The 21753-nt window shown below is 68.5% G+C and carries 18 protein-coding genes; 13 read left to right on the top strand and 5 right to left on the bottom strand.

Going from position 1 to position 21753, the window contains the following annotated elements; all coding sequences use genetic code 11:
- The first annotated feature begins 266 nt into the window (after positions 1 to 266).
- From ACP2AH_RS03065 to ACP2AH_RS03040, 6 genes are all read left to right on the top strand, one after another.
- Positions 267 to 1262 (top strand): ABC transporter permease, encoded by a 996-nt coding sequence (locus ACP2AH_RS03065; RefSeq protein WP_425104439.1) that lies wholly within the window; start codon positions 267 to 269, stop codon positions 1260 to 1262.
- 59 nt (positions 1263 to 1321) lie between these two features.
- Positions 1322 to 2332: a substrate-binding domain-containing protein gene (locus ACP2AH_RS03060; protein WP_425104438.1), complete on the top strand. Its 1011-nt coding sequence runs from the start codon at positions 1322 to 1324 to the stop codon at positions 2330 to 2332.
- A 121-nt stretch (positions 2333 to 2453) separates the two neighbouring features.
- Positions 2454 to 4046, top strand: coding sequence for a sugar ABC transporter ATP-binding protein (locus ACP2AH_RS03055; RefSeq protein ID WP_425104437.1), 1593 nt, complete (start codon positions 2454 to 2456; stop codon positions 4044 to 4046).
- Positions 4043 to 5074, top strand: a complete 1032-nt coding sequence (locus ACP2AH_RS03050) for an ABC transporter permease (RefSeq protein ID WP_421697305.1) — start codon at positions 4043 to 4045, stop codon at positions 5072 to 5074. Before ACP2AH_RS03055 ends, ACP2AH_RS03050 begins: the two co-directional genes overlap by 4 nt.
- Positions 5075 to 5109: 35 nt before the next feature.
- Positions 5110 to 6111: a dihydroxyacetone kinase subunit DhaK gene (locus tag ACP2AH_RS03045; protein ID WP_425104436.1), complete on the top strand. Its 1002-nt coding sequence runs from the start codon at positions 5110 to 5112 to the stop codon at positions 6109 to 6111.
- Positions 6112 to 6120: 9 nt separating this feature from the next.
- A complete protein-coding gene (locus ACP2AH_RS03040) occupies positions 6121 to 6759 on the top strand; it encodes a dihydroxyacetone kinase family protein (RefSeq protein ID WP_425104435.1) in 639 nt (212 codons plus the stop codon).
- A 23-nt stretch (positions 6760 to 6782) separates the two neighbouring features.
- Here ACP2AH_RS03040 and purN read toward each other — a convergent pair whose 3' ends face one another.
- From purN to ACP2AH_RS03020, 4 genes are all read right to left on the bottom strand, one after another.
- Positions 6783 to 7436 carry a phosphoribosylglycinamide formyltransferase gene (gene purN / locus ACP2AH_RS03035; protein WP_425104434.1) on the bottom strand — a complete coding sequence of 218 codons (654 nt, stop codon included), beginning with the start codon at positions 7434 to 7436 and terminating at the stop codon, positions 6783 to 6785.
- Between the two features lie 123 nt (positions 7437 to 7559).
- Positions 7560 to 8639: a phosphoribosylformylglycinamidine cyclo-ligase gene (gene purM, locus ACP2AH_RS03030; protein ID WP_425104433.1), complete on the bottom strand. Its 1080-nt coding sequence runs from the start codon at positions 8637 to 8639 to the stop codon at positions 7560 to 7562.
- Between the two features lie 74 nt (positions 8640 to 8713).
- Positions 8714 to 9862: a benzoate/H(+) symporter BenE family transporter gene (locus tag ACP2AH_RS03025; RefSeq protein WP_425104432.1), complete on the bottom strand. Its 1149-nt coding sequence runs from the start codon at positions 9860 to 9862 to the stop codon at positions 8714 to 8716.
- Between the two features lie 68 nt (positions 9863 to 9930).
- A complete protein-coding gene (locus tag ACP2AH_RS03020; RefSeq protein WP_425104431.1) occupies positions 9931 to 10677 on the bottom strand; it encodes a class I SAM-dependent methyltransferase in 747 nt (248 codons plus the stop codon).
- A gap of 200 nt (positions 10678 to 10877) precedes the next feature.
- Here ACP2AH_RS03020 and ACP2AH_RS03015 point away from each other — a divergent pair, with 200 nt between their 5' ends.
- The 5 genes from ACP2AH_RS03015 to ACP2AH_RS02995 all read left to right on the top strand — a co-directional run bounded on the left by ACP2AH_RS03015 (position 10878) and on the right by ACP2AH_RS02995 (position 18020).
- On the top strand, positions 10878 to 12005 hold the full coding sequence (locus ACP2AH_RS03015) for an AI-2E family transporter (protein ID WP_425104430.1): 1128 nt from the start codon (positions 10878 to 10880) through the stop codon (positions 12003 to 12005).
- A gap of 2 nt (positions 12006 to 12007) precedes the next feature.
- Entirely contained in the window at positions 12008 to 12745 is a 738-nt protein-coding gene (locus tag ACP2AH_RS03010; RefSeq protein WP_425104429.1) for a chromosomal replication initiator DnaA, read from the top strand.
- A 136-nt stretch (positions 12746 to 12881) separates the two neighbouring features.
- Positions 12882 to 15053, top strand: a complete 2172-nt coding sequence (locus ACP2AH_RS03005; protein ID WP_425104718.1) for an RNA degradosome polyphosphate kinase — start codon at positions 12882 to 12884, stop codon at positions 15051 to 15053.
- A 4-nt stretch (positions 15054 to 15057) separates the two neighbouring features.
- On the top strand, positions 15058 to 16575 hold the full coding sequence (locus ACP2AH_RS03000) for a Ppx/GppA family phosphatase (RefSeq protein WP_425104428.1): 1518 nt from the start codon (positions 15058 to 15060) through the stop codon (positions 16573 to 16575).
- A gap of 203 nt (positions 16576 to 16778) precedes the next feature.
- Positions 16779 to 18020, top strand: a complete 1242-nt coding sequence (locus tag ACP2AH_RS02995) for a hypothetical protein (RefSeq protein WP_425104427.1) — start codon at positions 16779 to 16781, stop codon at positions 18018 to 18020.
- A 7-nt stretch (positions 18021 to 18027) separates the two neighbouring features.
- Here the strand turns inward: ACP2AH_RS02995 and rnd are convergent, their stop codons facing one another.
- On the bottom strand, positions 18028 to 19206 hold the full coding sequence (gene rnd / locus ACP2AH_RS02990; protein ID WP_425104426.1) for a ribonuclease D: 1179 nt from the start codon (positions 19204 to 19206) through the stop codon (positions 18028 to 18030).
- 138 nt (positions 19207 to 19344) lie between these two features.
- Between rnd and ACP2AH_RS02985 the strand changes: the two genes are divergently transcribed.
- Both ACP2AH_RS02985 and aspS read left to right on the top strand, forming a co-directional pair.
- Complete coding sequence (locus ACP2AH_RS02985) at positions 19345 to 19815, top strand: DUF992 domain-containing protein (RefSeq protein ID WP_421697317.1); 471 nt, start codon at positions 19345 to 19347, stop codon at positions 19813 to 19815.
- A 140-nt stretch (positions 19816 to 19955) separates the two neighbouring features.
- Positions 19956 to 21728 carry an aspartate--tRNA ligase gene (gene aspS / locus ACP2AH_RS02980; protein ID WP_425104425.1) on the top strand — a complete coding sequence of 591 codons (1773 nt, stop codon included), beginning with the start codon at positions 19956 to 19958 and terminating at the stop codon, positions 21726 to 21728.
- The last annotated feature ends 25 nt before the right edge of the window (positions 21729 to 21753 follow it).

The raw sequence follows: 21753 nt of genomic DNA, 5'->3' as shown, positions 1-21753 counted from the left end.
GGCGGCAAGGGCGCGCAAATGCGTCAGACATACTGTCCCATAAGGCTTTGGCATACGAAATCCCACACGGCGGTTCGCCGGCCTCCGCAGCGGCGCCGTGCTGATTTTTTCATCTCGCTGCGGTTTGCGGCAGGGGCTGAACCGTCGCGCAAACGGTGTCGCAGGGGCGCCGCAGCCCGCTTGCGTCGCGCAAAAGCCTTTGCTACGAATTTAGTGAAGCCGGCCAGAGTTTACTAAATAGGTCGGTGCGACTCCGGGAGGAGACCATGCGAGCCACCGGCGGACAGCTGGTCATGCTCATCGCCATCAATGTGGCGGTGCTGGCGTTGGGAGCGGCCATATCCGGCGGCGCCTTCCTGTCGCCGTTCAATCTCCAGTCCATGGCCGGGCAGCTGCCCGAAATCGGCTTCCTCGCCATCGGCGTCATGCTGGCCATGTGCGCCGGCAATGGCGGCATCGACCTCTCCGGCATCGCGCTGGCCAATCTCTCCGGCGTGCTCTCGGCGGTGGTCGTCGGCTCCTTCCTGTCGAGTGCCGACCAGCCGGCGGCCTATTCGCTCGCCTTCATCGCCGGCGCGTTGGTGATCGGGCTCATCGGCGGCACCTTCAACGGGCTGCTGATCAGCCGGATGAACATCACCCCGATCCTGTGCACGCTCGGCACGCAGATGCTGTTCACCGGGCTGGCGGTGGTCGCCTCGGACGGGCGCGCGGTGGCGGTGGGCACGCCGGACCTGCTGTCCGAGATCGGCAACGGCCTGTTTCTCGGCGTGCCGATCAGCTTCCTGATCTTCATCGGCGTCGCCGCCTTCATCGCCGCCCTGTTGAAGTTCACGCCGTTCGGGCTGTGGCTGATGCTGATGGGGACCAACCCCAAGGCCGCGCTCTATGCCGGCTTCCCCAAGACGCGGGTGCTGATCGCCACCTATGCGACGAGCGGCCTGCTCTCCGGCCTGGCCGGCATCATCATCGCGGCGCGCAACGTCAACGTGAAGTGGGATTACGGCACCTCCTACCTGCTCATCGCCATCCTCATCGCGGTCATGGCCGGCGTGCGGCCCGAAGGCGGCTATGGCCGCGTGATCTGCGTGGTGCTGGCGACCATCGCCCTGCAGCTGATGTCCAGCATGCTGAATTTCGGCGGGCTGTCGAACTTCGTGCGCGACTTCGCCTGGGGCGCGCTGCTTCTGACCTTCCTGGCGGTCGGCCGCTACGACGTGGCCGGCTTCCTGATGCCCAACAAGAGCAAACGGCTCGTGTGATGCGCCCCCCTCACGCATCGAAACTCGACATGAGGGAAGCAACAACAATGGAGGAAACGATGGGAGCTCTTTCCAAGAAGCTGCTGCTGGGCTCGGCCATGGCCGTGGCGCTCGTGGCGGGTTCGGCCGGCGCGCTGATGGCGCAGAACAAGCCGGTGATCGCCACCGTGGTGAAGATCAGCGGCATTCCGTGGTTCGACCGTATGGAAACCGGCGTGAAGCTGTTCCAGAAGGAAAACCCGGACGTGGTCGCCACCCAGTACGGCCCGGCGACCGCCGATGCCGCCCAGCAGCTGCAGATCGTCACCGATCTCGTGGCCAAGGGTGTGAACGGCCTCGCCGTGGTGCCGATGGACCCGTCCGTGCTCGAAGGCACGCTGAAGCGCGCCATGGATCGCGGCATCATCGTCGTCACCCATGAGGCCGACAACCAGAAGAACACCCATGCCGATGTCGAGGCCTTCGACAATGCCGATTACGGCAAGGCGCTGAACGAGCGTCTGGCGCAGTGCATGGGCGGCAAGGGCAAGTGGACCACCTTTGTCGGTTCGCTCGGCAGCCGCACGCATATGCAGTGGGTCGGCGCCGGCGAGGCCAATGCCAAGAGCCACCCGGAGATGGTGCTGGTCGACGCGAACAATGAGTCGTTCGACGACGCCAACGCCACCTATGAGAAGGCCAAGGAAATCCTGCGCAAGCACCCGGATATCAAGGGCTTCCAGACCTCGGCCGGCAATGACGTGCTCGGCGTCGGCCGCGCCATCGACGAGGCCGGCCTCTCCGGCAAGGTGTGCCTGGTCGGCACCGGCCTGCCGAACCCCTCGGCGGACCTGCTGGAATCCGGCGCCATCACCGCCATCGGCTTCTGGGATCCGCAGAAGGCCGGCATGGCGATGAATTCTGTCGCCAAGAGCCTGATCGCCGGCAAGAAGATCGAGGACGGCGCCAATCTCGGCGTGCCGGGCTATGAGAAGGTGAAGGTCACCAAGGGGCCGGGCGAAGGCGTGCTGATCATCGGCAATGGCATGGTCCTGGCCGACAAGAAGAACTACAAGGAATACCTCTTCTGATCCCCTGACCAACCGGACTTCCGCAGGCGCCGCGCGCGCCTGCGGAGGGCTTTCCCACGCGCCTGCGGCCGCCTTTCACCGCGCCGTTCCGCCGCGCCGCCCATCGACGAAGGGGTCCCCCGTGTCCCACGGTTCCGTGTCCAACGCTCCGGTCTCCCGTGACACCGCTCCCCGCGCGTTCCTGGAACTGCGCGGCATCCACAAGCGCTTCGGCGGCGTGCATGCGCTGCGCGGCGTCGGCTTTTCCATCGTGCCGGGCGAGGCGTATCACCTCCTCGGCGAGAATGGCTGCGGCAAGAGCACCGTCATCAAGATCATGTCCGGCGCCCATGCGCCGGATGAGGGCGAGATCGTGCTGGAAGGGCGCAGCTTCCGCGCGCTCAACCCCATCCAGTCGCTCGCCGCCGGCATCGAGACCGTCTATCAGGACCTTTCCCTGCTGCCGAACCTGACCGTGGCGGAGAATGTGGCGCTCAACGAGCAGCTCGTCGCCCATGGCGGCCGGCTCGGGCGGCTGTTCGATCGCGACCGGCTGCGGCGCACCGCCGAGGCGGCGCTCGATGTGGTCGGGCTGCCGACGGCGCCGGCCTATCTCTCCACCATCGTGTCCGACCTGCCGCTGGCGCAGCGCCAGCTGGTCGCCATCGCCCGCGCCATCGCCACCCGGGCGAAGATGGTGATCATGGACGAGCCGACCACCTCGCTCACCCGCCGCGAGGTCGACAATCTCATCGCCGTGGTCGAGCGCCTGCGCTCGGAGAATGTCGCGGTGCTGTTCGTCACCCACAAGCTGGATGAGTGCTACCGCATCGGTGGCCACGCCATCGTGTTCCGCGACGGGCAATGCGTGGGGCAGGGGCCGCTCGCCGATTACAGCAAGCACCAGCTCACCGAGATGATGACCGGCCGCCACATCGACGGCGCCCGCTACCGCACCGGCGCGCCGCTGGCCGAGGAGCTGTTCGCGGCAGAAGGGCTGGCGCTGCCGCCGAGCCTCGGCCGCGTCAGCTTCACCCTGCGGCGGGGCGAAATCCTCGGCATTACCGGCCTCGCCGATTCCGGCCGTAACGAACTTGCCACCGCCATTGCCGGCGTCACCCCGGCGGCGGAAGGCGTCATCCGCATCGACGGCAAGGCGCAGCGCATCGGCCATCCCTCGCAGGCCATCCGTCTCGGCATCGGCTATGTGCCGGAGGACCGGCTGGGCGAGGGGCTGTTCCTCGACAAGTCGATCTTGGAGAACGAGATCGCCCTTGTCGTGCAGGACCTCGCCAATGCGGTGGGCGTCGTCGACCGGGCGAAGGGCCGGGCGCTGGCGGACAAGATCTCCAGGGACATGCGGCTCAACACCGGCAATATCGACCTGCCGGTGGGTGCGCTCTCCGGCGGCAACCAGCAGCGCGTGCTGATCGGCCGCTGGCTCTCCATCCTGCCGAAACTCCTCGTCCTGCACGGCCCGACGGTTGGCGTCGATGTCGGCTCCAAGGACACGATCTACAAGGTGATCCAGCAGCTGGCCGAGGCCGGCATGGGCCTCGTCATCGTCAGCGACGACCTGCCCGAACTGCTGCAGAACTGCGACCGCATCCTCGTGATGAGCAATGGCCGCATCGTCGCGGAGTGCGACGCCGCCAGCGCCACCGAGGAACAGCTCTATCAGGCCATGCTGGCGTCGCGGCCGCAGCCTTCCGCCTCGCCGGAGACGCTTTCATGAGCAGCACGACCCCCACCGATGTCGCGGCGCTGCCCGTCGCCCCGCGCCGCCCGCTGCTGGAACTGGTGCGCCGGCGACCGGAGGTCATCACCTTCGTGCTGCTGGTGGCGATCTGCGTGGCGGTGGCCATCGCCAACCCCGCCTTCCTTCAGCCCTCCTCGCTGATCGATATCGGCCGCGCCAGCGTGGTGATGGGCCTGTTCGCGCTGGGCGTGTTCATCATCCTGGCGGCGGGGGGCATCGACGTGTCCTTCACCGCCATCGCCGCCTTCACCATGTATTCGCTCACCCTGCTGGTGAAGAACCACTTTCCCGACGCGCCGATGGCGCTGATCGTGCTCGCGGCGATCCTTGGCGGGGCGGGGCTCGGCGTGGTCAACGGCCTGCTGGTGCATTATCTGCGCGTGCCGTCGCTGATCGTGACCATCGGAACGCAATATCTGTTTCGCGGCATCCTGCTCGCCTTCATCGGCACGGTGTGGATCATGTCGCTGCCGCCGCAGATGGGCGCGTTCGGCCGCATGCCGCTGCTGCAGTTCGACGCCGCCGACGGGCGCACCATCACCCTGCCGTTCTATTTCCTCGTGCTGCCCATCGCCGCGCTGATCACCTGGTGGATGCTCAACCGCACGCTGATGGGCCGCGCCATCTTCGCGGTCGGCGGCAATGCCAGCGTGGCGGAGCGGCTCGGCTACAATCTGCGGACCATCCACATCTTCCTGTTCGCCTATGCCGGTGGCCTCGCGGGCCTCGCCGGTATCATCCACACCTGCGCCAACCGGCAGGCCAACCCGTTCGACCTCGTCGGCAGCGAGATCAACGTCATCGCCGCCGTGGTGCTGGGCGGCGCGCGCATCACCGGCGGCACCGGCAGCGTGCTCGGCACGCTGCTGGGGGTGCTGCTGGTGGTGGTGGTGAACAGCGTGCTGGTCATGGTCGGCATTCCCTCCACCTGGCAGCGCGTGGTGGTGGGCGGCTTCATCCTGCTGGCCGCCGCCTTCTTCGTGTTCAGCCAGAAGAAGACCTGAAACAGACGCCAGATAATGAGCTCACGAGGACCGACATGAAGAAGTTTCTCAACGATCCCGCGCATTTCGTCGACGAGATGCTGGACGGCATCTACCGGGCTCATCCCCAGGTGACCTATGTGAACGAGGACAAGCGCTGCCTCGTCGTCGCCACGCGCAAGCCGGGCAAGGTGGGCATCGCCACCGGCGGCGGCTCCGGCCACCTGCCGCTGTTCCTCGGCTATGTCGGCGACAACATGCTCGACGGCTGCGCGGTGGGCGGCGTGTTCCAGTCGCCCAGCGCCGACCAGATGCACGAGGTGACCAAGTACATCGATCAGGGCGCCGGCGTGCTCTACATCTATGGCAACTACACCGGCGACATCATCAATTTCGACATGGCCGCCGAGCTGGCGGACATTGACGGCATCACGGTGAAGCAGGTGATCGGCAATGACGATGTCGCCTCCTCCGTGGTCGGCGAGGAGCACAAGAGGCGCGGCGTCGCCGGCATCTTCTTCGTCTACAAGGTGGCGGGCGCGGCGGCCGCCAACATGCTCTCGCTCGACGAGGTGACGCGGCTCGCCGACAAGGCGCGGGCGAATGTGCGCACCATCGGCGTCGCGCTGTCGAGCTGCGTGGTGCCGGAAGTCGGCCACGCCACGTTCGAAGTCGGCGAGGACGAGATGGAAATCGGCATGGGCATCCATGGCGAGCCGGGCATCGGCCGCACCAAGCTGGCTCCGGCCGATGCGGTGGTGGACGAGATGATGCAGCGCATCTTCGCCGAGCTGCCCGCCGGCAATGGCGACGAGTTCGCGGTGCTGGTGAACGGCCTCGGCGGCACGCCGAAGGAAGAACTCTACATCCTGTTCCGCCGGGTGTCGCAGCTGTTCGAGGCGCGCGGTTCCAAGGTCAAGCATGTGTGGATCGGCGAGTTCGCCACCGCGATGGAAATGGCCGGCGCCTCCATTTCGGTGCTGAAGCTCGACGCCGAGCTCGACCCGCTGGTCGCCGCCCCGGTCCACACGCCGTTCTTCTCCCACATCAAGGCCTGAGGTTTGCGCATGGACGCGCTCCGCGCCGACGATTTGATCGGCCTCTTCCAGCGCTGGCGCGACATGTTCGCCGCGCAGCGCGAATTCCTCATCGCGCTCGACGGCAAGGTCGGCGACAGCGATCTCGGCATCACCATGGCGAAATCCTTCGCCGCCGCCGCCGACACGGTGACGGCGGAAGGGGCGGCGGCGGGCATCACCCGGCTGCTGCGTTCCGCCGGCGCGATCATGGCCAAGACCGCGCCGTCCACCATGGGCACGCTCACCGCCACCGGCTTCCTGCGCGGCGCCAAGGCGCTGGAGGGGGCGGAGGCGATCGGCACTTCCGAGGCGGCCGCGTTCTGGCGCGCCTTCGCCACCGGCATCGCCGAGCGCGGCAAGGCCAAGCTGGGCGACAAGACCATTCTCGACGTGCTGGACCCGGTGGCCGGTGCGCTGGAACAGGCGGCGGCCTCCGGCCTCGCGCTGGCGCCGGCGCTGAAGCAAGCCAGCGACGCCGCCGAGGCGGCGCTGGAGCGCACCAAGACCATGGTGGCGCAGCACGGCAAGGCGGCGGCGTTTCAGGAAAAGACCGTTGGGCTGCAGGATGCCGGCGCCACGGTCGGTGTGCTGCTGGTCAGCACGATGAGCGCGTTCGTGGCCGGATAGGCAAAAGCTCCCGGCCGGTGCTGTCAGCCGACCGGGGGCACCACCAGAGCCGGCGGGGCGAGCACGTACTCGTCCAGCACCACCCGCCCGCCTTCCAGCCGGGCGCGGCCATCGGCGACCATGCGCAGCGCGGCAGGGTAGATCACATGCTCCTGCGCCAGCACCCGGGCGCCAAGCGTCTCCGGCGTATCCGCGTCCAGCACCGGCACGGCGGCCTGCATGAGGATGGGGCCGACATCCATTTCCGGCGTGACGAAATGCACCGTGCAGCCATGGATGCGCACGCCCTCGGCCAGCGCCCGCTCATGGGTGTGCAGACCCTTGAAGCTCGGCAGCAGCGCGGGGTGGATGTTGATCATCCGCCCGGCCCATTTCTCCACGAAAGGCGCGGTGAGCAGCCGCATGAAGCCGGCGAGGCAGACGAGGTCCGCCTGTTCCTCCACCAGCACCGCGTCGAGCGCGGCGTCGAAGGCGGCGCGGTCGGCATGCGCCTTGTGATCGACGGTGCGGGTCGGGATGTTGCAGGCCTGCGCGCGGGCGAGGCCATGCGCGTCCGGGCGGTTGGAGATCACCACCGCGATCTCGGCCGGGAAGTCCGGCGCCGCCGCCGCCTCAATCAGCGACATCATGTTGGAGCCGCGCCCGGAGATGAGGACGGCCACGCGGGGTTTGGTCATCACGGGCGTCCTCTGCTTCAGCATCCTTCGAGGCTCGCTTTGCTCGCACCTCAGGATGACGGGGATTTCTAAAACAACGTCATCCTGAGGCGCCCGGCGTCGCCGGGCCTCGAAGGAGGGTTGTCAGAGCGGCGTATCGACGGCGAGCGTGCCGTCATAGACGGTGTGGGCCGCGCCGTCGCCCGGCTCGATGGCGCCGAGATGCACCACCTGCTCGCCGGCATTGGCAAAGGCGTCCGCCACCGTCTCCGCGTCTTCCGGCGCGCAGACCACCACCATGCCGATGCCGCAGTTGAAGGCGCGCAGCATTTCCTCCGGCGCCACCTTGCCGACCTGCGCCAGCCAGCGGAACACCGGCGGCACGGGCAGGCCGTCGAGGTCGATGCGCCCGACCGTGTGCTTCGGCAGCACGCGCGGCAGGTTCTCGGTGAGGCCGCCGCCGGTGATGTGGGCGAGCGCCTTGACCTTGCCGGTGGAGCGGATGGCGGCGAGCGCCGATTTCACATAGAGCCGCGTCGGGGTGAGCAGCGCTTCGCCCAGCGCCTGCGCGGGCGCGAAGGGGGCGGGCGCGTCCCAGGCGAGGCCCGAGACCTCGACGATGCGGCGCACCAGCGAATAGCCGTTGGAATGCACGCCCGAGGAGGCGAGGCCGAGCAGCACGTCGCCGGGGCGGACATTGGGCGAGGGCAGCAGCTCGCCGCGCTCCACCGCGCCGACGGAGAAGCCGGCGAGGTCGTAATCGCCTTCGGCGTACATGCCCGGCATTTCCGCCGTCTCGCCGCCGATCAGCGCGCAGCCCGATTCCTGGCAGCCCTTGGCGATGCCGGCGACGATGGTGGCGCCCACTTCGGGGGCCAGCTTGCCGGTGGCGAAATAGTCGAGGAAGAACAGCGGCTCGGCGCCCTGCACCACGAGATCGTTGACGCACATGGCGACAAGATCGATGCCGATGGTCTCGTGCCGGCCGGTCTCGATGGCGATCTTCAGCTTGGTGCCGACGCCGTCGGTGGTGGCGACGATGAGCGGGTCTTTGAAGCCGGCGGCCTTGGGATCGAACACGCCGCCGAAGCCGCCAATGTCCGCGTCCGCGCCCGGCCGGCGGGTCGCCTTGACCAGCGGCTTGATGAGATCGACCAGCCGGTTGCCGGCGTCGATGTCGACGCCCGCATCGCGATAGCTGAGTCCCTTGTCCGTACCGGTCATCGCATGCCCTCTAGGAATGGTGGCGGATTAGCCGCTTATGCCGCGGCGGGCAAGCTCGCGCGCGGTTTTCCCCCTCACGCCCGCCGCCCGGCATGGTCGATGCCGAGCGCTATGAGGCCGGCGGCCAGTCCCCAGAAGGCGGAGCCGAGCCCGAACAGCGACAGGCCGGAGGCGGTGACGGCCAGCGTCAGCACGGCGGGGAAGCGCTTGGCCGCGTCGCCCATGGAGGAGGACAGCGCATTGACCAGCGGGCCGAGCAAGGCGAGCCCGGCGAAGGTCGCCACCAGTTCGCGCGGGAGGGCCGCGATCAGCGCCACCGCCCCGGCGCCGCAGGCGGCGAGCACGAGATAGGTCAGCGCATAGAACGGCGTCGCCAGCCAGCGCTTGTTTGGGTCGGGATGGGTGTCCGGCCCGGTGCAGATGGAGGCGGTGATGGCGGCAAGGTTGCTGGTGAGCGAGCCGATGGGCGCTGTTATCAGCGAGGCGAGGGCGGTCGAGGCGAGGATGGACGGCGCCGGCGGCTTGTAGCCCGCCGCCTGCAGCACCGCGAAGCCCGGCAGGTTCTGCGACGCCATGGTGACGATGTAAAGCGGGATGCCGACGCCGATCAGCGCTTGCAGGTCGAATTGCGGCACGATCAGCTCGACGCTCGGCCACGGCACGCCATCGGGCAGCGGGCCGACGCGGCCGAGAATGAAGGCCAGCGCGATGCCCAGCACCAGCACCGCCAGCACCGCGCCGAAGGGCGAGATGCGCCGCGCCACCAAAAACAGCAGCACCAGCGGCAGCACCAGCAGCGGGTCGGCCTGCCCGGCGGTGAAAACGCCGGTGCAGAAGCGGAACAGCACGCCCGCCAGCATGGCGGCGGCGATCGCCACCGGCAGGCGCTGCACCAGTGCGCCCAGCGGCTTCACCGCGGCGGTGACGAGAATGAGCACTCCGGCGACCAGGAAGGCGCCCACCGCCGGCTCGATGGTCAGGCCATGCGAGGCGGCGATCAGCGCCGCGCCGGGCGTGGTCCAGGCGGTGATGATCGGCATGCGGTGGCGCCAGCCGAGCCAGGCGGAGGTGAACGCCATGGACAGGCACAGGCCGATGACACCGGACGTGATCTGGCCCGGCGTCGCCCCCAGCGCCTGCGCCGCCGCGACGATGAGGGTGAGGGTGCCGCCGAAGCCGACAAGCGCGGCGACGATGCCTGACGTGACGAGCGAGGAACGCATGGGACCATCCGAACGCGGCGCCGGGCCGGCGCGACGCTGCCTTTTGGCATGCGCGGCCGGCGCCGTCATCAGGGCGCGGACGCCGGCGAAAGCTGCCCCAACGGAATGAACTCCGGGGTGTGCGGGCCCGCAGCTGCGCCGTTCCAATCGCCGAGCCAGCGTTCCACCGACAGCCCGGCCTCAGCGATAAGCTGTTCCAGCGCGGCGCGCGGCGTGAAGCGGATGCGGCTCTGCGCGGAGAGGGTGCGGCCATCGGCGAGGCGGTACCAGGTGCCATAGGTGACGATGCCGGTTGCCTCGTCGCACATGGCGCTGTTCCACGCCTCGACCCTGCCATGGGCGGGGTGATCGACCCAGCGGCGCGAATTGTGCGGCTGCCATTCCTCCCATTCTCGGACGGCCGGGTTGCGGCTGTCGAAGATGAAGCGCCCGCCCGGCGCCAGATGGGCGGCGATGGTGGCGAGCGCGGCGCGCTGGTCGTCATCGGTGAGGAACACCTGAAAGGCGTGCCCGGTCAGCATCACCAGATCGAAGCGCCGGCCGAGGCGCAGCGTGCGGGCGTCCGCCTCGATCCATTCGGCGCCTTCCGCCCCGGGGCGGGACCGGGCCACCTCCAGCATCGCGCCCGCCGGATCGACGCCGACACGCACGGGGTTGGAGAACCCCGCCAGCAGCGCGCCGGTGCCGCAGCCGAGATCGAGCACGGAGTGCGCGCCGCGCGCAAGGGCGGCGCAGAAGGCGTGGTCGGCGCCGCCGTCATTCTCGGCATCGTAGAAGGCGACCAGCGACGGATCGGTATAGAGCGGGTCTTCCATCCTGCGCCTCCCCTAGCGAACCCCCGCCTTCTGCCATGGCGGAACGCACAGGGCCATGCCGGCGTTGGAACCGTGCTGTGAATGGCGGGGGCAGCGATGGCCCTCGCGCCGCTTGTGCATCGCACGCGCGTCGTTTTTCTGTATGTATATGGGCGAAGCACCGCCGCGAGGCGCGGGTCGGGCGAGAGGCGGTTTGACGTATGGCGTGGCACAAGCAGGTGACGTTCTGGCTGACCATGCTCGGCCTGTTCATCGCGGCCGCCTGGCTGCTGTCCAGCGTGCTCCTGCCCTTCGTCGCCGGCCTCGCTCTGGCCTATTTCCTCAACCCGGTAACGACCTGGCTGCAACGGCGCGGCGTGAACCGTCTGGTGGCCTCGCTTGCGACGATCACGCTTACCCTGCTGCTCGGCATCTTGCTCATGCTGCTGGTGCTGCCGATCTTCGGCTCGCAGCTGGCCGCCTTCATCCAGCGCCTGCCGGAATATATCGGCAAGCTGCAGAACCTGTTGACCGGCGAGGGTGAGAGCGCGGCGTGGCTGCGCGATTTCGTCGGCGACCGGCTGCCCAGCATCCAGTCCGGGGTGAACGAACTGGTGTCGCAGGGCGCCGCCTATATGCTGACGTTGATCCAGGGGCTGTGGACCGGCGGGCAGGCGCTGCTCTCGGTGTTCTCGCTGCTGGTCATCACCCCGGTCGTGGCGTTCTACATTCTCAATGACTGGTACAGCATGGTCCACAAGGTGGATTCTTGGCTGCCCGTGCGCCACCGCCACACCATTCGCGACATTGCCCGGCAGATGGACGGCGCCATTGCCGGCTTCGTGCGCGGCCAGTCGCTGGTGTGCCTGATCCTCGGCAGCTTCTACGCCATCAGCCTGACCATGACCGGGCTGAATTTCGGCTTCGTCATCGGCTTCGTCTCGGGGATCATCACCTTCATCCCCTATGTCGGCTCGCTGACCGGGCTGGTGCTCGCCGGCGGCGTCGCCATCGTGCAGTTCTTCCCGGACTATTCGATGATCGCCATCGTCATCGGCATCTTCGTGTTCGGCCAGTTCGTCGAGGGCTACATCCTGTCGCCCAAGCTGGTGGGCGACAGTGTCGGCCTGCACCCGGTGTGGCTGATGTTCGCCCTGCTGGCCTTCGGCTATCTGCTCGGCTTCCTCGGCCTGCTGCTCGCCGTGCCGCTGGCGGCGGCGGTGGGCGTGCTGGTGCGCTTCGCCATCAACCAGTATCTGGAAAGCCCGCTCTATACCGGGGAGGGCGAGAACGAGATGCTCAGCGCACCCGCGCCCGTGCCCTATCTCCCCGACAGCCGGGCGCGCTGAGCATGGGCAGCCGCCAGCTCGCGCTCGACCTGCCGCATGCCGACAGCCGGTCGCGCGACGATTTCCTGCCCGGCCTCGCCAATGAGGCGGCGCTGGCGCTGATCGATTCCTGGCCGGACTGGCCGGCCCGCTCGGTGGCGCTGGTCGGGCCGGCGGGGTCGGGCAAGTCGCATCTCGCCGCCATCTTCGCCGAAGCCTCCGGCGCGCCGATCCTGCCCGCCTCCGCGCTCGACATCGCCTCCGTGCCCGGCCTTCTCGCCGGCGGCGCGCTGGTGCTGGAGGACCTCGGCAGCGGGCCGGTGCCCGAGGCGGCGCTGTTCCATCTGCTCAATCTGGTGGGCGAGCAGAAGGCGAACCTGCTCATCACCTCCGCGCGGTTGCCCTCGGCGCTGTCGGAGGGCCTCGCCACCGCCGACCTCGCTTCGCGGCTGCGGGCGCTGCCGGTGGTGCGGCTCGGCCCGCCGGACCAGGAATTGCTGGCGGCGGTGGCGGTGAAGCTGTTCGCCGACCGGCAGATCCTGCCCGACGAGGCGCTGCTCGCCTATCTGCTGCCGCGCGTCGAGCGCTCCATCGCCGGGCTGCGCGACGTGGTGGCCGAACTCGACCGCGAGGCGCTGGCGCGCAAGCGCCCGCTGACCCGCGCGCTGGTGGCCACCTTGCTGCGCGAGCGGGCCGGTGCCTCGGGCGAGGCCGGGCCGGACGAGCGCGACATCCCCTCCACCGACTTGACCACGGGTTAATACCGACATGTCATCCAGCCGTCATGTTGCCCGGCGACCTTCGCGCCGGCCGAAGCGGGCCCCCCGCAAAGAGGATGGAGTGCCGACGGTGAGCGAGACGGAAACGCCGGTGGAACAGCTTGTCGAACTGACCGAAATGGCCATCCAGCCGACGGTCCCCCCGCGTCCTCTAGAGGACGAGCTGATGAAGTCGCCCGAGCGCTTCATCAACCGCGAACTGTCCTGGCTCGAATTCAACCGCCGCGTCCTGGAAGAAGCCGCCAACACCGAGCACCCGATGCTCGAACAGCTGCGCTTCCTCTCCATCTCGGCCAACAATCTCGACGAATTCTTCATGGTCCGCGTCGCCGGCCTGAAGGAGCAGGTGCGCGAGGGCTACACGGTGCGCAGCCCGGACGGGCTGAACCCGGTGGAGCAGCTCGCCCGCATCGGTACGGCGGCGGCGGAACTCGCCGAGGACCAGCAGGCCCGCTGGCGCGACCTGCGCCAATCGCTGGTCGGCTGCGGCATCGTGCTGGTGGACGGCGCCGATGTGGAGCGTGCCGACCGGGCGGTGCTGGACGATTTCTTCCTCGCCCATGTGTTCCCGGTGCTCACCCCGCTCGCCATCGACCCGGCGCATCCGTTCCCCTTCATTCCCAATCTCGGCTTCTCGCTGGCGCTGCAGCTCGCGCGCATCCATGACGGGCGGGCGATGAACGCGCTCATCCGCGTGCCGGCCAAAATCGACCGCTTCATCCGCCTGCCGGACGGCGAGGGCGGGGTGCAGCGCTTCATCACCCTCGAACAGATGATCGGCCTGTTCATCGGCCGCCTGTTCCCGGGCTATCAGGTGAAGGGCCAGGGCGGCTTCCGCGTCATCCGCGACAGCGATCTCGAAGTCGAGGAAGAGGCCGAGGACCTGATGCGCCAGTTCGAGACGGCGCTGAAGCGCCGCCGGCTGGGGCAGGTGATCCGGCTGGAGGTGGACGCTTCCATGCCCGAGGAACTGCGCGTCTTCGTCGCCCGCGAACTCGGCGTGGCCGGGGACGAGGTGTTTTTGGTCGACGGCGTGCTGGCGCTGAACGAGTTCAGCCAGCTGGTCGGCATCGACCGGCCGGACCTGAAGTTCAAGCCGTATAATCCGCGCTTCCCCGAGCGCATCCGCGACCATGCCGGCGACTGCTTCGCCGCCATCCGCGAGAAGGACCTGGTGGTCCATCACCCCTATGAGTCGTTTGACGTGGTGGTGCAGTTCCTGCGCCAGGCGGCGCGCGACCCGAACGTCGTCGCCATCAAGCAGACGCTGTACCGCACCTCTTCCGACAGCCCGATCATCAAGGCGCTGGCCGAGGCGGCGGAGGCCGGCAAGTCGGTGACCGCGCTGGTGGAGCTGAAGGCGCGCTTCGACGAGGAAGCCAATATCCGCTGGGCGCGCGATCTGGAGCGGGCCGGCGTGCAGGTGGTGTTCGGCTTCCTGGAGCTGAAGACCCACGCCAAGCTCTCGCTGGTGGTGCGCCGCGAGGGCGGCGCGCTGGCGAGCTACTGCCATGTCGGCACGGGCAATTATCACCCCATCACCGCCCGCATCTACACCGACCTGTCCTTCTTCACCGCCGACCCGGCGATCGGTCGCGACGTGGCGCGCATCTTCAACTTCATCACCGGCTATGCCGAGCCGGTGGAGCTGGAAGCGCTGGCCATCGCCCCGCTGACGCTGAAGAAGCGCATCCTCGACCACATCAATGGCGAGGTGGAATTCGCCAAGGCCGGCAAGCCGGCGGCGATCTGGCTGAAGATGAACTCGCTGGTCGACCCGATGATCATCGACGCGCTCTACCGCGCCAGCCAGGCCGGCGTGCCGATCGACATCGTGGTGCGCGGCATCTGCTGCCTGCGGCCGGGCGTGCCGGGCCTGTCGGAGAATATCCGCGTCAAGTCCATCGTCGGCCGCTTCCTGGAGCATGAGCGCGTCTATTGCTTCGGCAATGGCCACGGCCTGCCGCACGCCGATTCCGCCGTCTACATTTCCTCGGCCGACCTGATGCCGCGCAATCTCGACCGCCGGGTCGAATCGCTGTGCCCGATCACCAACCCGACGGTGCACATGCAGATCCTCGACCAGATCATGGTCGCCAACCTGCAGGACAACCAGCAGAGCTGGCGGGTGTTGCCCGATGGCTCGTCGCAGCGCATAGTTCCCGGCGAGGGCGAGGAAAAATTCAACGCCCAGCAATATTTCATGACCAATCCGAGCCTGTCGGGACGTGGTAAGTCGCTCAAGGAATCCTCGCCCCGAAACCTCCTGCGCCGACGCGAGCGGACGTGAGCGCATGACCGAAGCCTTGCGTGATGCCGGACACGGCCTGTTGTCCGGCATGTCGATCGCCGTCATCGATATCGGCTCCAACTCTGTCCGACTCGTCGTCTATGAGCGCCTGTCCCGCTCGCCGACGCCGATCTTCAACGAGAAGGCCTCGTGCGGGCTCGGCCGGGAGGTGCTGACCACCGGGCGGCTGAACCCGGACGCGGTGGAGAAGGCGCTCGCCGCCCTGCGCCGCTTCCGGGTGCTTTGTGACCGCATGGGGGTGGGCACGCTCTATGTGCTCGCCACCGCGGCGGCCCGCGATGCCGCCAACGGGCCGGACTTCGTCAATGCCTGCCGCGACATCTGCCGCACCGAGGTGGAGGTGCTCTCCGGCAAGCGCGAGGCGCAGCTTTCCGCGCTCGGCATTCTCTCCGGCGTGCATCACGCCAATGGCGTGGTCGGCGATCTCGGCGGCGGCTCGCTGGAACTGGCCGACCTGCACGGCCAGCGCATCGGGTCCGGCGTCACCTTCCCGCTCGGCGGCCTCGCCTTGCAGGACACGTCCGGCCGCTCGCTGAAGAAGGCCGACAAGATCGTCAAGGACCTGCTGGCCAAGGACCCGCATCTCGAACATCTCAAGGGGCGCACCTTCTACGCCGTTGGCGGCACCTGGCGCGCGCTGGCGCGGCTGCACATGTTCCAGCGCGGCTATCCCCTGCATGTGATGCACGGCTACATCATCCCCGCGCGCGAAGCGCTGGAATTCTGCCGGCTGGTGCGGCAGGTGCCGATCGACACGCTGTCGCGCATCGACACCGTGTCCGATGTGCGCCGGCCGCTGCTGCCCTATGGCGCGCTGGTGCTGGAACATGTGATCCGCATCGGCAAGCCGGCCAATGTCTTCATCTCGGCGCAGGGCGTGCGCGAGGGGCTGCTCTATGAGCTGCTCAGCGAGGAAGATCGCAGCCTCGACCCGCTGATCTCCGCCGCCGCCGAGCTGAACGAGGTTCGCGCCCGCTCCCCCGCCCATGGCTGGGAACTCATCGACTGGACCGACCAGTTCATGAAATCCAGCCATATCGACGAAAGCGTGGAGGAGAAGCGGCTGCGCCATGCCGCCTGTCTGCTCTCCGACATCAGCTGGCGGGCGCATCCCGATTATCGCGGCGAGCAGAGCCTGAACCTCATTGCCCACGCCTCCTTCATCGGCGTCGACCATCCCGGCCGCGCCTTCCTGGCGCTCGCCATCTATTATCGGCATGTCGGGCTTGTGGACGAAGACCTGTCGCCGCGCATCCGCGAACTGGTCTCCGCGCGGCTCTTGGACCGGGCGCGCATTCTCGGCGCGGCGATGCGGGTGGGCTATATTCTCTCCGCCGCCATGCCAGGCACGCTGCCGCTGACGCCGCTCACCGTGGAGCGCGGCAAGCTCTCGCTGCAGCTGCGCGGCGAACTCGCCCCGCTCAGCGGCGACCGCATCGCCAGCCGCCTGCGCACGCTCGGCCGGCTGATCGGACGCGATTCGGTGGTCGTCGCCGGCTAGAGCCTGATCCGATCAGGTTGAAACAAGCCGATCGGTGAATCAGTCTCTAAGTCATGGATAGAGAACGTTTTACCGATCTGATTGTGGTGCAATCGGATCGGAACGTGCTCTAGCCCCGACGACGGTGGCGGGGTCTGGATTTGTCGGCCCAGGACCGGTAGAAGCCCGCCGGATGCGCAGTTTGCGCCGGCGGGGGCCGTTCCGTGCTTTCTCCTGATGACCACGCCACGGTTCGGCCGGCCGGCGGGCGCCCGCCCGCGCGGGTGCTGCTGGTTGCCCTGGAGGCGCGGCACATTTCCAGCTGCCGGCTGCCGGCCGCCTTCGCGGCGGCGGGGGCCGAGCTGGCGGCGCTGGCGGCGCCGGACAGCCTGATGTTCCGCTCCCGCCATATCGCCGCGCGCTTTCCGCTTGAGGCGACGCTGAACGCCCGCCGCCTGCGGGCGCAGCTGGAGCGCGCCGTCGCCGGCTTCGCGCCTGATCTTCTCGTGCCGTGCGACGAGCGCACGCTGTGGCTGCTGGATCATCTCAGCACCCAGGCCGGCCGCACCGGGCGCGCCCCGCTTTCGCCGGCGCTGGCGGCCTGCCTTGTCCGTTCGCTCGGCCGGCTCGACACGCTGCCCGACCGCATCCACAAGCCGCTGACCCAGCGACTCGCGCGGGACATCGGCGTGCGGGCGCCGGTGGACATCCCGGCGGCGACGCTGGAGGGGGCGCGGGCGGCGGCGCAGCAACTCGGCTACCCCGTCGTCATCAAGCGGCCGCGCAGCTGCGGCGGCAGCGGCGTCGCGATCTGCCGCACGCCGGGAGAACTCGACGCCATCGGCGCGCGCTGGATGCGGCGGAAATCGCGCTGGCCCCGGCTCAAGGCGCGGCTGCTGGCGCGCGACTGGATCGCTCCGCCGACCGAGGTGAGCGTGCAGCCTTACATTGAGGGGCGGCTGGCGGTGAGCTGCGCGGCGGCGATCGCGGGGCGCACGCTCGGCGTGCTCACCGCCGTGGCGGAACGGCGGTCGCGCGACATCCTGCCGGCCGACGTGCTGCGCTATGTCGCCCGGCCCGATCTCGTCGCCGCCTCGGCGGCGCTGGTGGCGGCGTTCGGCGCCTCGGGCTTCGTCTCGTTCGATTTCCTCATCGATGCCGAGGACAAGGCGTGGCTGCTCGAATGCAACGCACGGCCGACGCCCGTGCTGCCTTTCGGTGCCCGCGCCGGGCTCGATCTGACGGCGCTGCTGCTCGCCCATCTCCACGCCCCGGCGGACGGGGAGGCGGCGTCGCCGCGCACCGTGGGCGAGGAGACGCGCGTGGCGCTGTTTCCGCAGGCGGTAATGCACGGCCCGCCCGATGCCGAGCTGCGGGCGGTCTGGCAGGCCGTGCCCTGGGACGAGCCGGAACTCTTGCGCGCGCTGCTGGTGGAGCTGCGGCTCGCCCGGCAAGGCGAGGCGTGAGGCGGGCTTAGTCCGCCGCGCCCGCCTTCTCCAGTGCCGTCCGCTCGATGGCGATGACACGCCCGCGCTGCATGGCGAGCGCCAGCCGGCCGGATTTCAGCGCCATGGCGCGGTCGCCGAACAATTCGCCCCGCCAGCCGCGCAGCGCCCCGACATCGGGCTCGTCCTCGGAGGCGATGCGCTCGAGATCGTCCACCGTGGCGATGACCTTGGCGGCGACGCCGTGCTGCTCGGAGGTCATGCGCAGCAGAACCTTCAGCAGTTCCACCGTCGCCGATGCGCCATTGGACAGCGGCCGGTCGCGCTCGATGCGCGGCAGGGTCTTGGGGTCGCGGGCAAGGCCGGCCTTCACCGCCTCGACGATCATCTCGCCGGCGCGGGAGCGCTCGAAGCCTTTGGGGATGGCGCGCAGCTGGCCCAGCTTCTCGACGGTGGTCGGGTGCTGGGAGGCGATCTCGCCGATCACGTCATCCTTCAGAATGCGCGAGCGCGGCGTGTCGCGCGACTGCGCCTCGCGCTCGCGCCAGGCCGCGACCTCCATCAGCACGGCGAGGTCCTTGGGCTTGCGGGCGCGCGAGCGCAGCCGCTCCCAGGCCCGTTCGGGTTCCTGCCGGTAGGTGTCGGGCGAGGTGAGCACCGCCATCTCTTCGCCCACCCAGTCGGCGCGGCCGCGCTTCTTCAGGTCGGCGTCGAGCTTGAGGAACACATCGCGCAGATGGGTGACATCGGCTTCGGCATAGGCGACCTGCGCTGCCGACAGCGGGCGGCGCGACCAGTCGGTGAAGCGCAGCGACTTGTCGAGCACTTCCCCGGTGAGGCGCTGCACCAGCTGGTCGTAGGAGATGGAATCGCCATGGCCGAGCACCATGGCCGCGACCTGGGTGTCGAAAACCGGGGTGGGGATGATGCCGGCGAGGTGCCAGACGATTTCGATGTCCTGCCGGCCGGCGTGGAACACCTTGAGCACGTCCGGATTCGACATCAGCGCGAAGAACGGCGCGAGGTCGAGCCCCTCGGCCAGCGCGTCGACCACCAGCGCCTCGTCCACGCTGGCCAGCTGCACGACGCAGAGCTTGGGCCAGAAGGTGGTTTCGCGCAGGAATTCCGTGTCGATGGTGATGAACGGATGGCGGGCGAGGCGTTCGCAGGCCGCGGCGAGGTCGTCGGTGGTTGTGATCATGTTCATGTCGATTTTTACATATCGGACTCGCGGCGCCGTTTCGACCCCGAAATCATGCCGTAATCTACGCCGACGATGATCGACGGCCGGCGACGAGTCGCCAAGCCTTTACGGCGGCATTGCCGCCATCTCCGGGGGATATCCATGAAGAAGACTGTCTTCGCTCTCGCCACCGCCGCTCTGGCGCTTTCCTTTGTGCCGGCCTCCGCCGCCGAGCGGGTGAATGCGGGCGTGCTGGTGTGCAATGCCGGCGCCAGCATCGGCATGCTGATCGAATCCAAGCAGGAACTGACCTGCACCTTCACGCCGGCCGACAACAGCCCCGAGCAGCGCTATGCCGGCACCATCAAGAATATCGGCCTCGAACTCGGCGTCACCGGCGGCGGCGTGCTGACCTGGGGCGTGCTGGCGCTGACCAAGTCGGTCGCCCCCGGCGCGCTGGCCGGCCCCTATGGCGGCGTGACCGGCGATGTGGCGCTGGGTGTCGGCGTCGGCGCCAACGTGCTGGTCGGTTCCGACCGGTCGATCGCGCTCAACCCGGTGTCGGTCGAGGGCAATGTCGGCGCCTCGCTGGCGCTGGGCGTCGGCGGGCTGAACCTGCGCTACGTGCCCTGAGAGCAGGCCGCCCTCCTTTGCGGGCGGCCGTCTCGTCTTGACAAATCCAAGCCTCGCAGGCACCCCTCCGCGCGCCCCGCGTGAGGGGTGTTCTGCTATGTTCCGCCTTCTTGCGGCGGCACCAACTCCGGGAAGACGCCATGCACCGCTATCGCTCGCACACCTGTGGCGCCCTTCGCGCCGGCGATGTCGGCACCACCGCGCGGCTGTCCGGCTGGTGCCACCGCATCCGCGACCATGGCGGCGTGCTGTTTATCGACCTGCGCGACCATTACGGCCTCACCCAGGTGGTGGTCGATCCCGACAGCCCGGCGTTCAAGCTGGCCGAGACGGTGCGGGCGGAATGGGTGATCCGGGTCGATGGCCGGGTGCGCCTGCGCCCCGCCGGCACCGAGAACCCGGAACTGCCGACCGGCCAGGTGGAGATGTACGCCACCGAGATCGAGGTGCTTGGCCCCGCCGCCGAGCTGCCGCTCCCCGTCTTCGGCGATGTCGAGTACCCCGAGGAGACGCGGCTGCGCTACCGCTTCCTCGACCTGCGCCGCGAGAAGCTGCACAAGAACATCATGACCCGCGGCGCCATCGTCGACGCGATGCGCGCGAAGATGAAGGCGCAGGGCTTCTTCGAATTCCAGACGCCGATCCTCACCGCCTCCTCGCCGGAAGGCGCGCGCGACTTCCTCGTGCCCTCGCGCCTGCACCCCGGCAAGTTCTACGCCCTGCCGCAGGCGCCGCAGCAGTACAAGCAGCTGATCATGATGAGCGGCTTCGATCGCTACTTCCAGATCGCCCCCTGCTTCCGCGACGAGGACCCGCGCGCCGACCGCCTGCCGGGCGAGTTCTACCAGCTCGATCTGGAGATGAGCTTCGTCGAGCAGGAAGACATCTTCGCCGCCGTCGAGCCGGTCATCACCGGCGTGTTCGAGCAGTTCGCCGACGGCAAGCCGGTGACCAAGAACTGGCCGCGCATTCCCTATGCGGTGTCGATGCAGAAATACGGCACCGACAAGCCGGATCTGCGCAACCCGATCGAGATGCAGGACGTGTCCGAGCATTTCCGCGGTTCCGGCTTCAAGGTCTTCGCGCGCATGCTGGAAGACCCGAAGAACCGCGTGTGGGCGATCCCCGGCACCGGCGGCGGCTCGCGCGCCTTCTGCGACCGCATGAACTCGTGGGCGCAGGGCGAGGGCCAGCCGGGCCTCGGCTACATCATGTGGCGCGAGGGCGGGGAGGGTGCCGGCCCGCTCGCCAACAATATCGGCCCGGAGCGCACGGAAGCCATCCGCGCCCAGCTTGGCCTCAAGGAGGGTGATGCCGCCTTCTTCGTCGCCGGCAACCCGGAGAAGTTCGTGAAGTTCGCCGGCGCCGCCCGCACCAAGGTGGGCGAGGAGCTGAAGCTGGTCGACCATGACCGTTTCGAGCTGGCCTGGATCGTCGACTTCCCGTTCTATGAGTGGAGCGAGGAGGACAAGAAGGTCGACTTCTCGCACAACCCCTTCTCCATGCCGCAGGGCGGGCTTGAGGCGCTGAACAGCCAGGACCCGCTGACCATCAAGGCGTTCCAGTACGACATCGCCTGCAATGGCTATGAGATCGCGTCGGGCGGCATCCGCAACCACCGCCCCGAGGCGATGGTGAAGGCGTTCGAGATCGCCGGCTATGACGAGGCGACGGTGCAGGAGCGCTTCGGCGGCCTCTACCGCGCCTTCCAGTATGGCGCGCCCCCGCATGGCGGCATGGCGGCGGGTGTCGACCGCATCGTCATGCTGCTGTGCGGCACCACCAACCTGCGTGAGATTTCCATCTTCCCGATGAACCAGCAGGCGCAGGACATCCTCATGGGCGCGCCCAATGAGGCGAGCCCGAAGCAGCTGCGCGAACTGCACATCCGCACCAACCTGCCGGAGAAGTGAGAGCGGCGCGGTCGGCGAGAAACGA

Source organism: Ancylobacter sp., assembly GCF_965249975.1.
Classification (GTDB): Bacteria; Pseudomonadota; Alphaproteobacteria; order Rhizobiales; family Xanthobacteraceae; genus Ancylobacter.
The sequence above is the reverse complement of the archived record's forward strand: the minus strand, read 5'-3'. Positions and strand labels throughout refer to the sequence as shown.

What these genes read in the sequence shown, in the direction of transcription:
- ACP2AH_RS03045 (WP_425104436.1), top strand. Translation starts at nt 5,110, where the DNA reads ATGAAGAAGTTTCTCAACGATCCCGCGCATTTCGTCGACGAGATGCTG.
- ACP2AH_RS03010 (WP_425104429.1), top strand. Translation starts at nt 12,008, where the DNA reads ATGGGCAGCCGCCAGCTCGCGCTCGACCTGCCGCATGCCGACAGCCGG.
- ACP2AH_RS03020 (WP_425104431.1), bottom strand. Translation starts at nt 10,677, where the DNA reads ATGGAAGACCCGCTCTATACCGATCCGTCGCTGGTCGCCTTCTACGAT.
- ACP2AH_RS03025 (WP_425104432.1), bottom strand. Translation starts at nt 9,862, where the DNA reads ATGCGTTCCTCGCTCGTCACGTCAGGCATCGTCGCCGCGCTTGTCGGC.
- ACP2AH_RS03000 (WP_425104428.1), top strand. Translation starts at nt 15,058, where the DNA reads ATGACCGAAGCCTTGCGTGATGCCGGACACGGCCTGTTGTCCGGCATG.
- ACP2AH_RS03065 (WP_425104439.1), top strand. Translation starts at nt 267, where the DNA reads ATGCGAGCCACCGGCGGACAGCTGGTCATGCTCATCGCCATCAATGTG.
- rnd (WP_425104426.1), bottom strand. Translation starts at nt 19,206, where the DNA reads ATGAACATGATCACAACCACCGACGACCTCGCCGCGGCCTGCGAACGC.
- ACP2AH_RS03015 (WP_425104430.1), top strand. Translation starts at nt 10,878, where the DNA reads ATGGCGTGGCACAAGCAGGTGACGTTCTGGCTGACCATGCTCGGCCTG.
- purM (WP_425104433.1), bottom strand. Translation starts at nt 8,639, where the DNA reads ATGACCGGTACGGACAAGGGACTCAGCTATCGCGATGCGGGCGTCGAC.
- ACP2AH_RS03040 (WP_425104435.1), top strand. Translation starts at nt 6,121, where the DNA reads ATGGACGCGCTCCGCGCCGACGATTTGATCGGCCTCTTCCAGCGCTGG.
- ACP2AH_RS03060 (WP_425104438.1), top strand. Translation starts at nt 1,322, where the DNA reads ATGGGAGCTCTTTCCAAGAAGCTGCTGCTGGGCTCGGCCATGGCCGTG.
- purN (WP_425104434.1), bottom strand. Translation starts at nt 7,436, where the DNA reads ATGACCAAACCCCGCGTGGCCGTCCTCATCTCCGGGCGCGGCTCCAAC.
- ACP2AH_RS03005 (WP_425104718.1), top strand. Translation starts at nt 12,882, where the DNA reads ATGGCCATCCAGCCGACGGTCCCCCCGCGTCCTCTAGAGGACGAGCTG.
- aspS (WP_425104425.1), top strand. Translation starts at nt 19,956, where the DNA reads ATGCACCGCTATCGCTCGCACACCTGTGGCGCCCTTCGCGCCGGCGAT.
- ACP2AH_RS02985 (WP_421697317.1), top strand. Translation starts at nt 19,345, where the DNA reads ATGAAGAAGACTGTCTTCGCTCTCGCCACCGCCGCTCTGGCGCTTTCC.
- ACP2AH_RS03050 (WP_421697305.1), top strand. Translation starts at nt 4,043, where the DNA reads ATGAGCAGCACGACCCCCACCGATGTCGCGGCGCTGCCCGTCGCCCCG.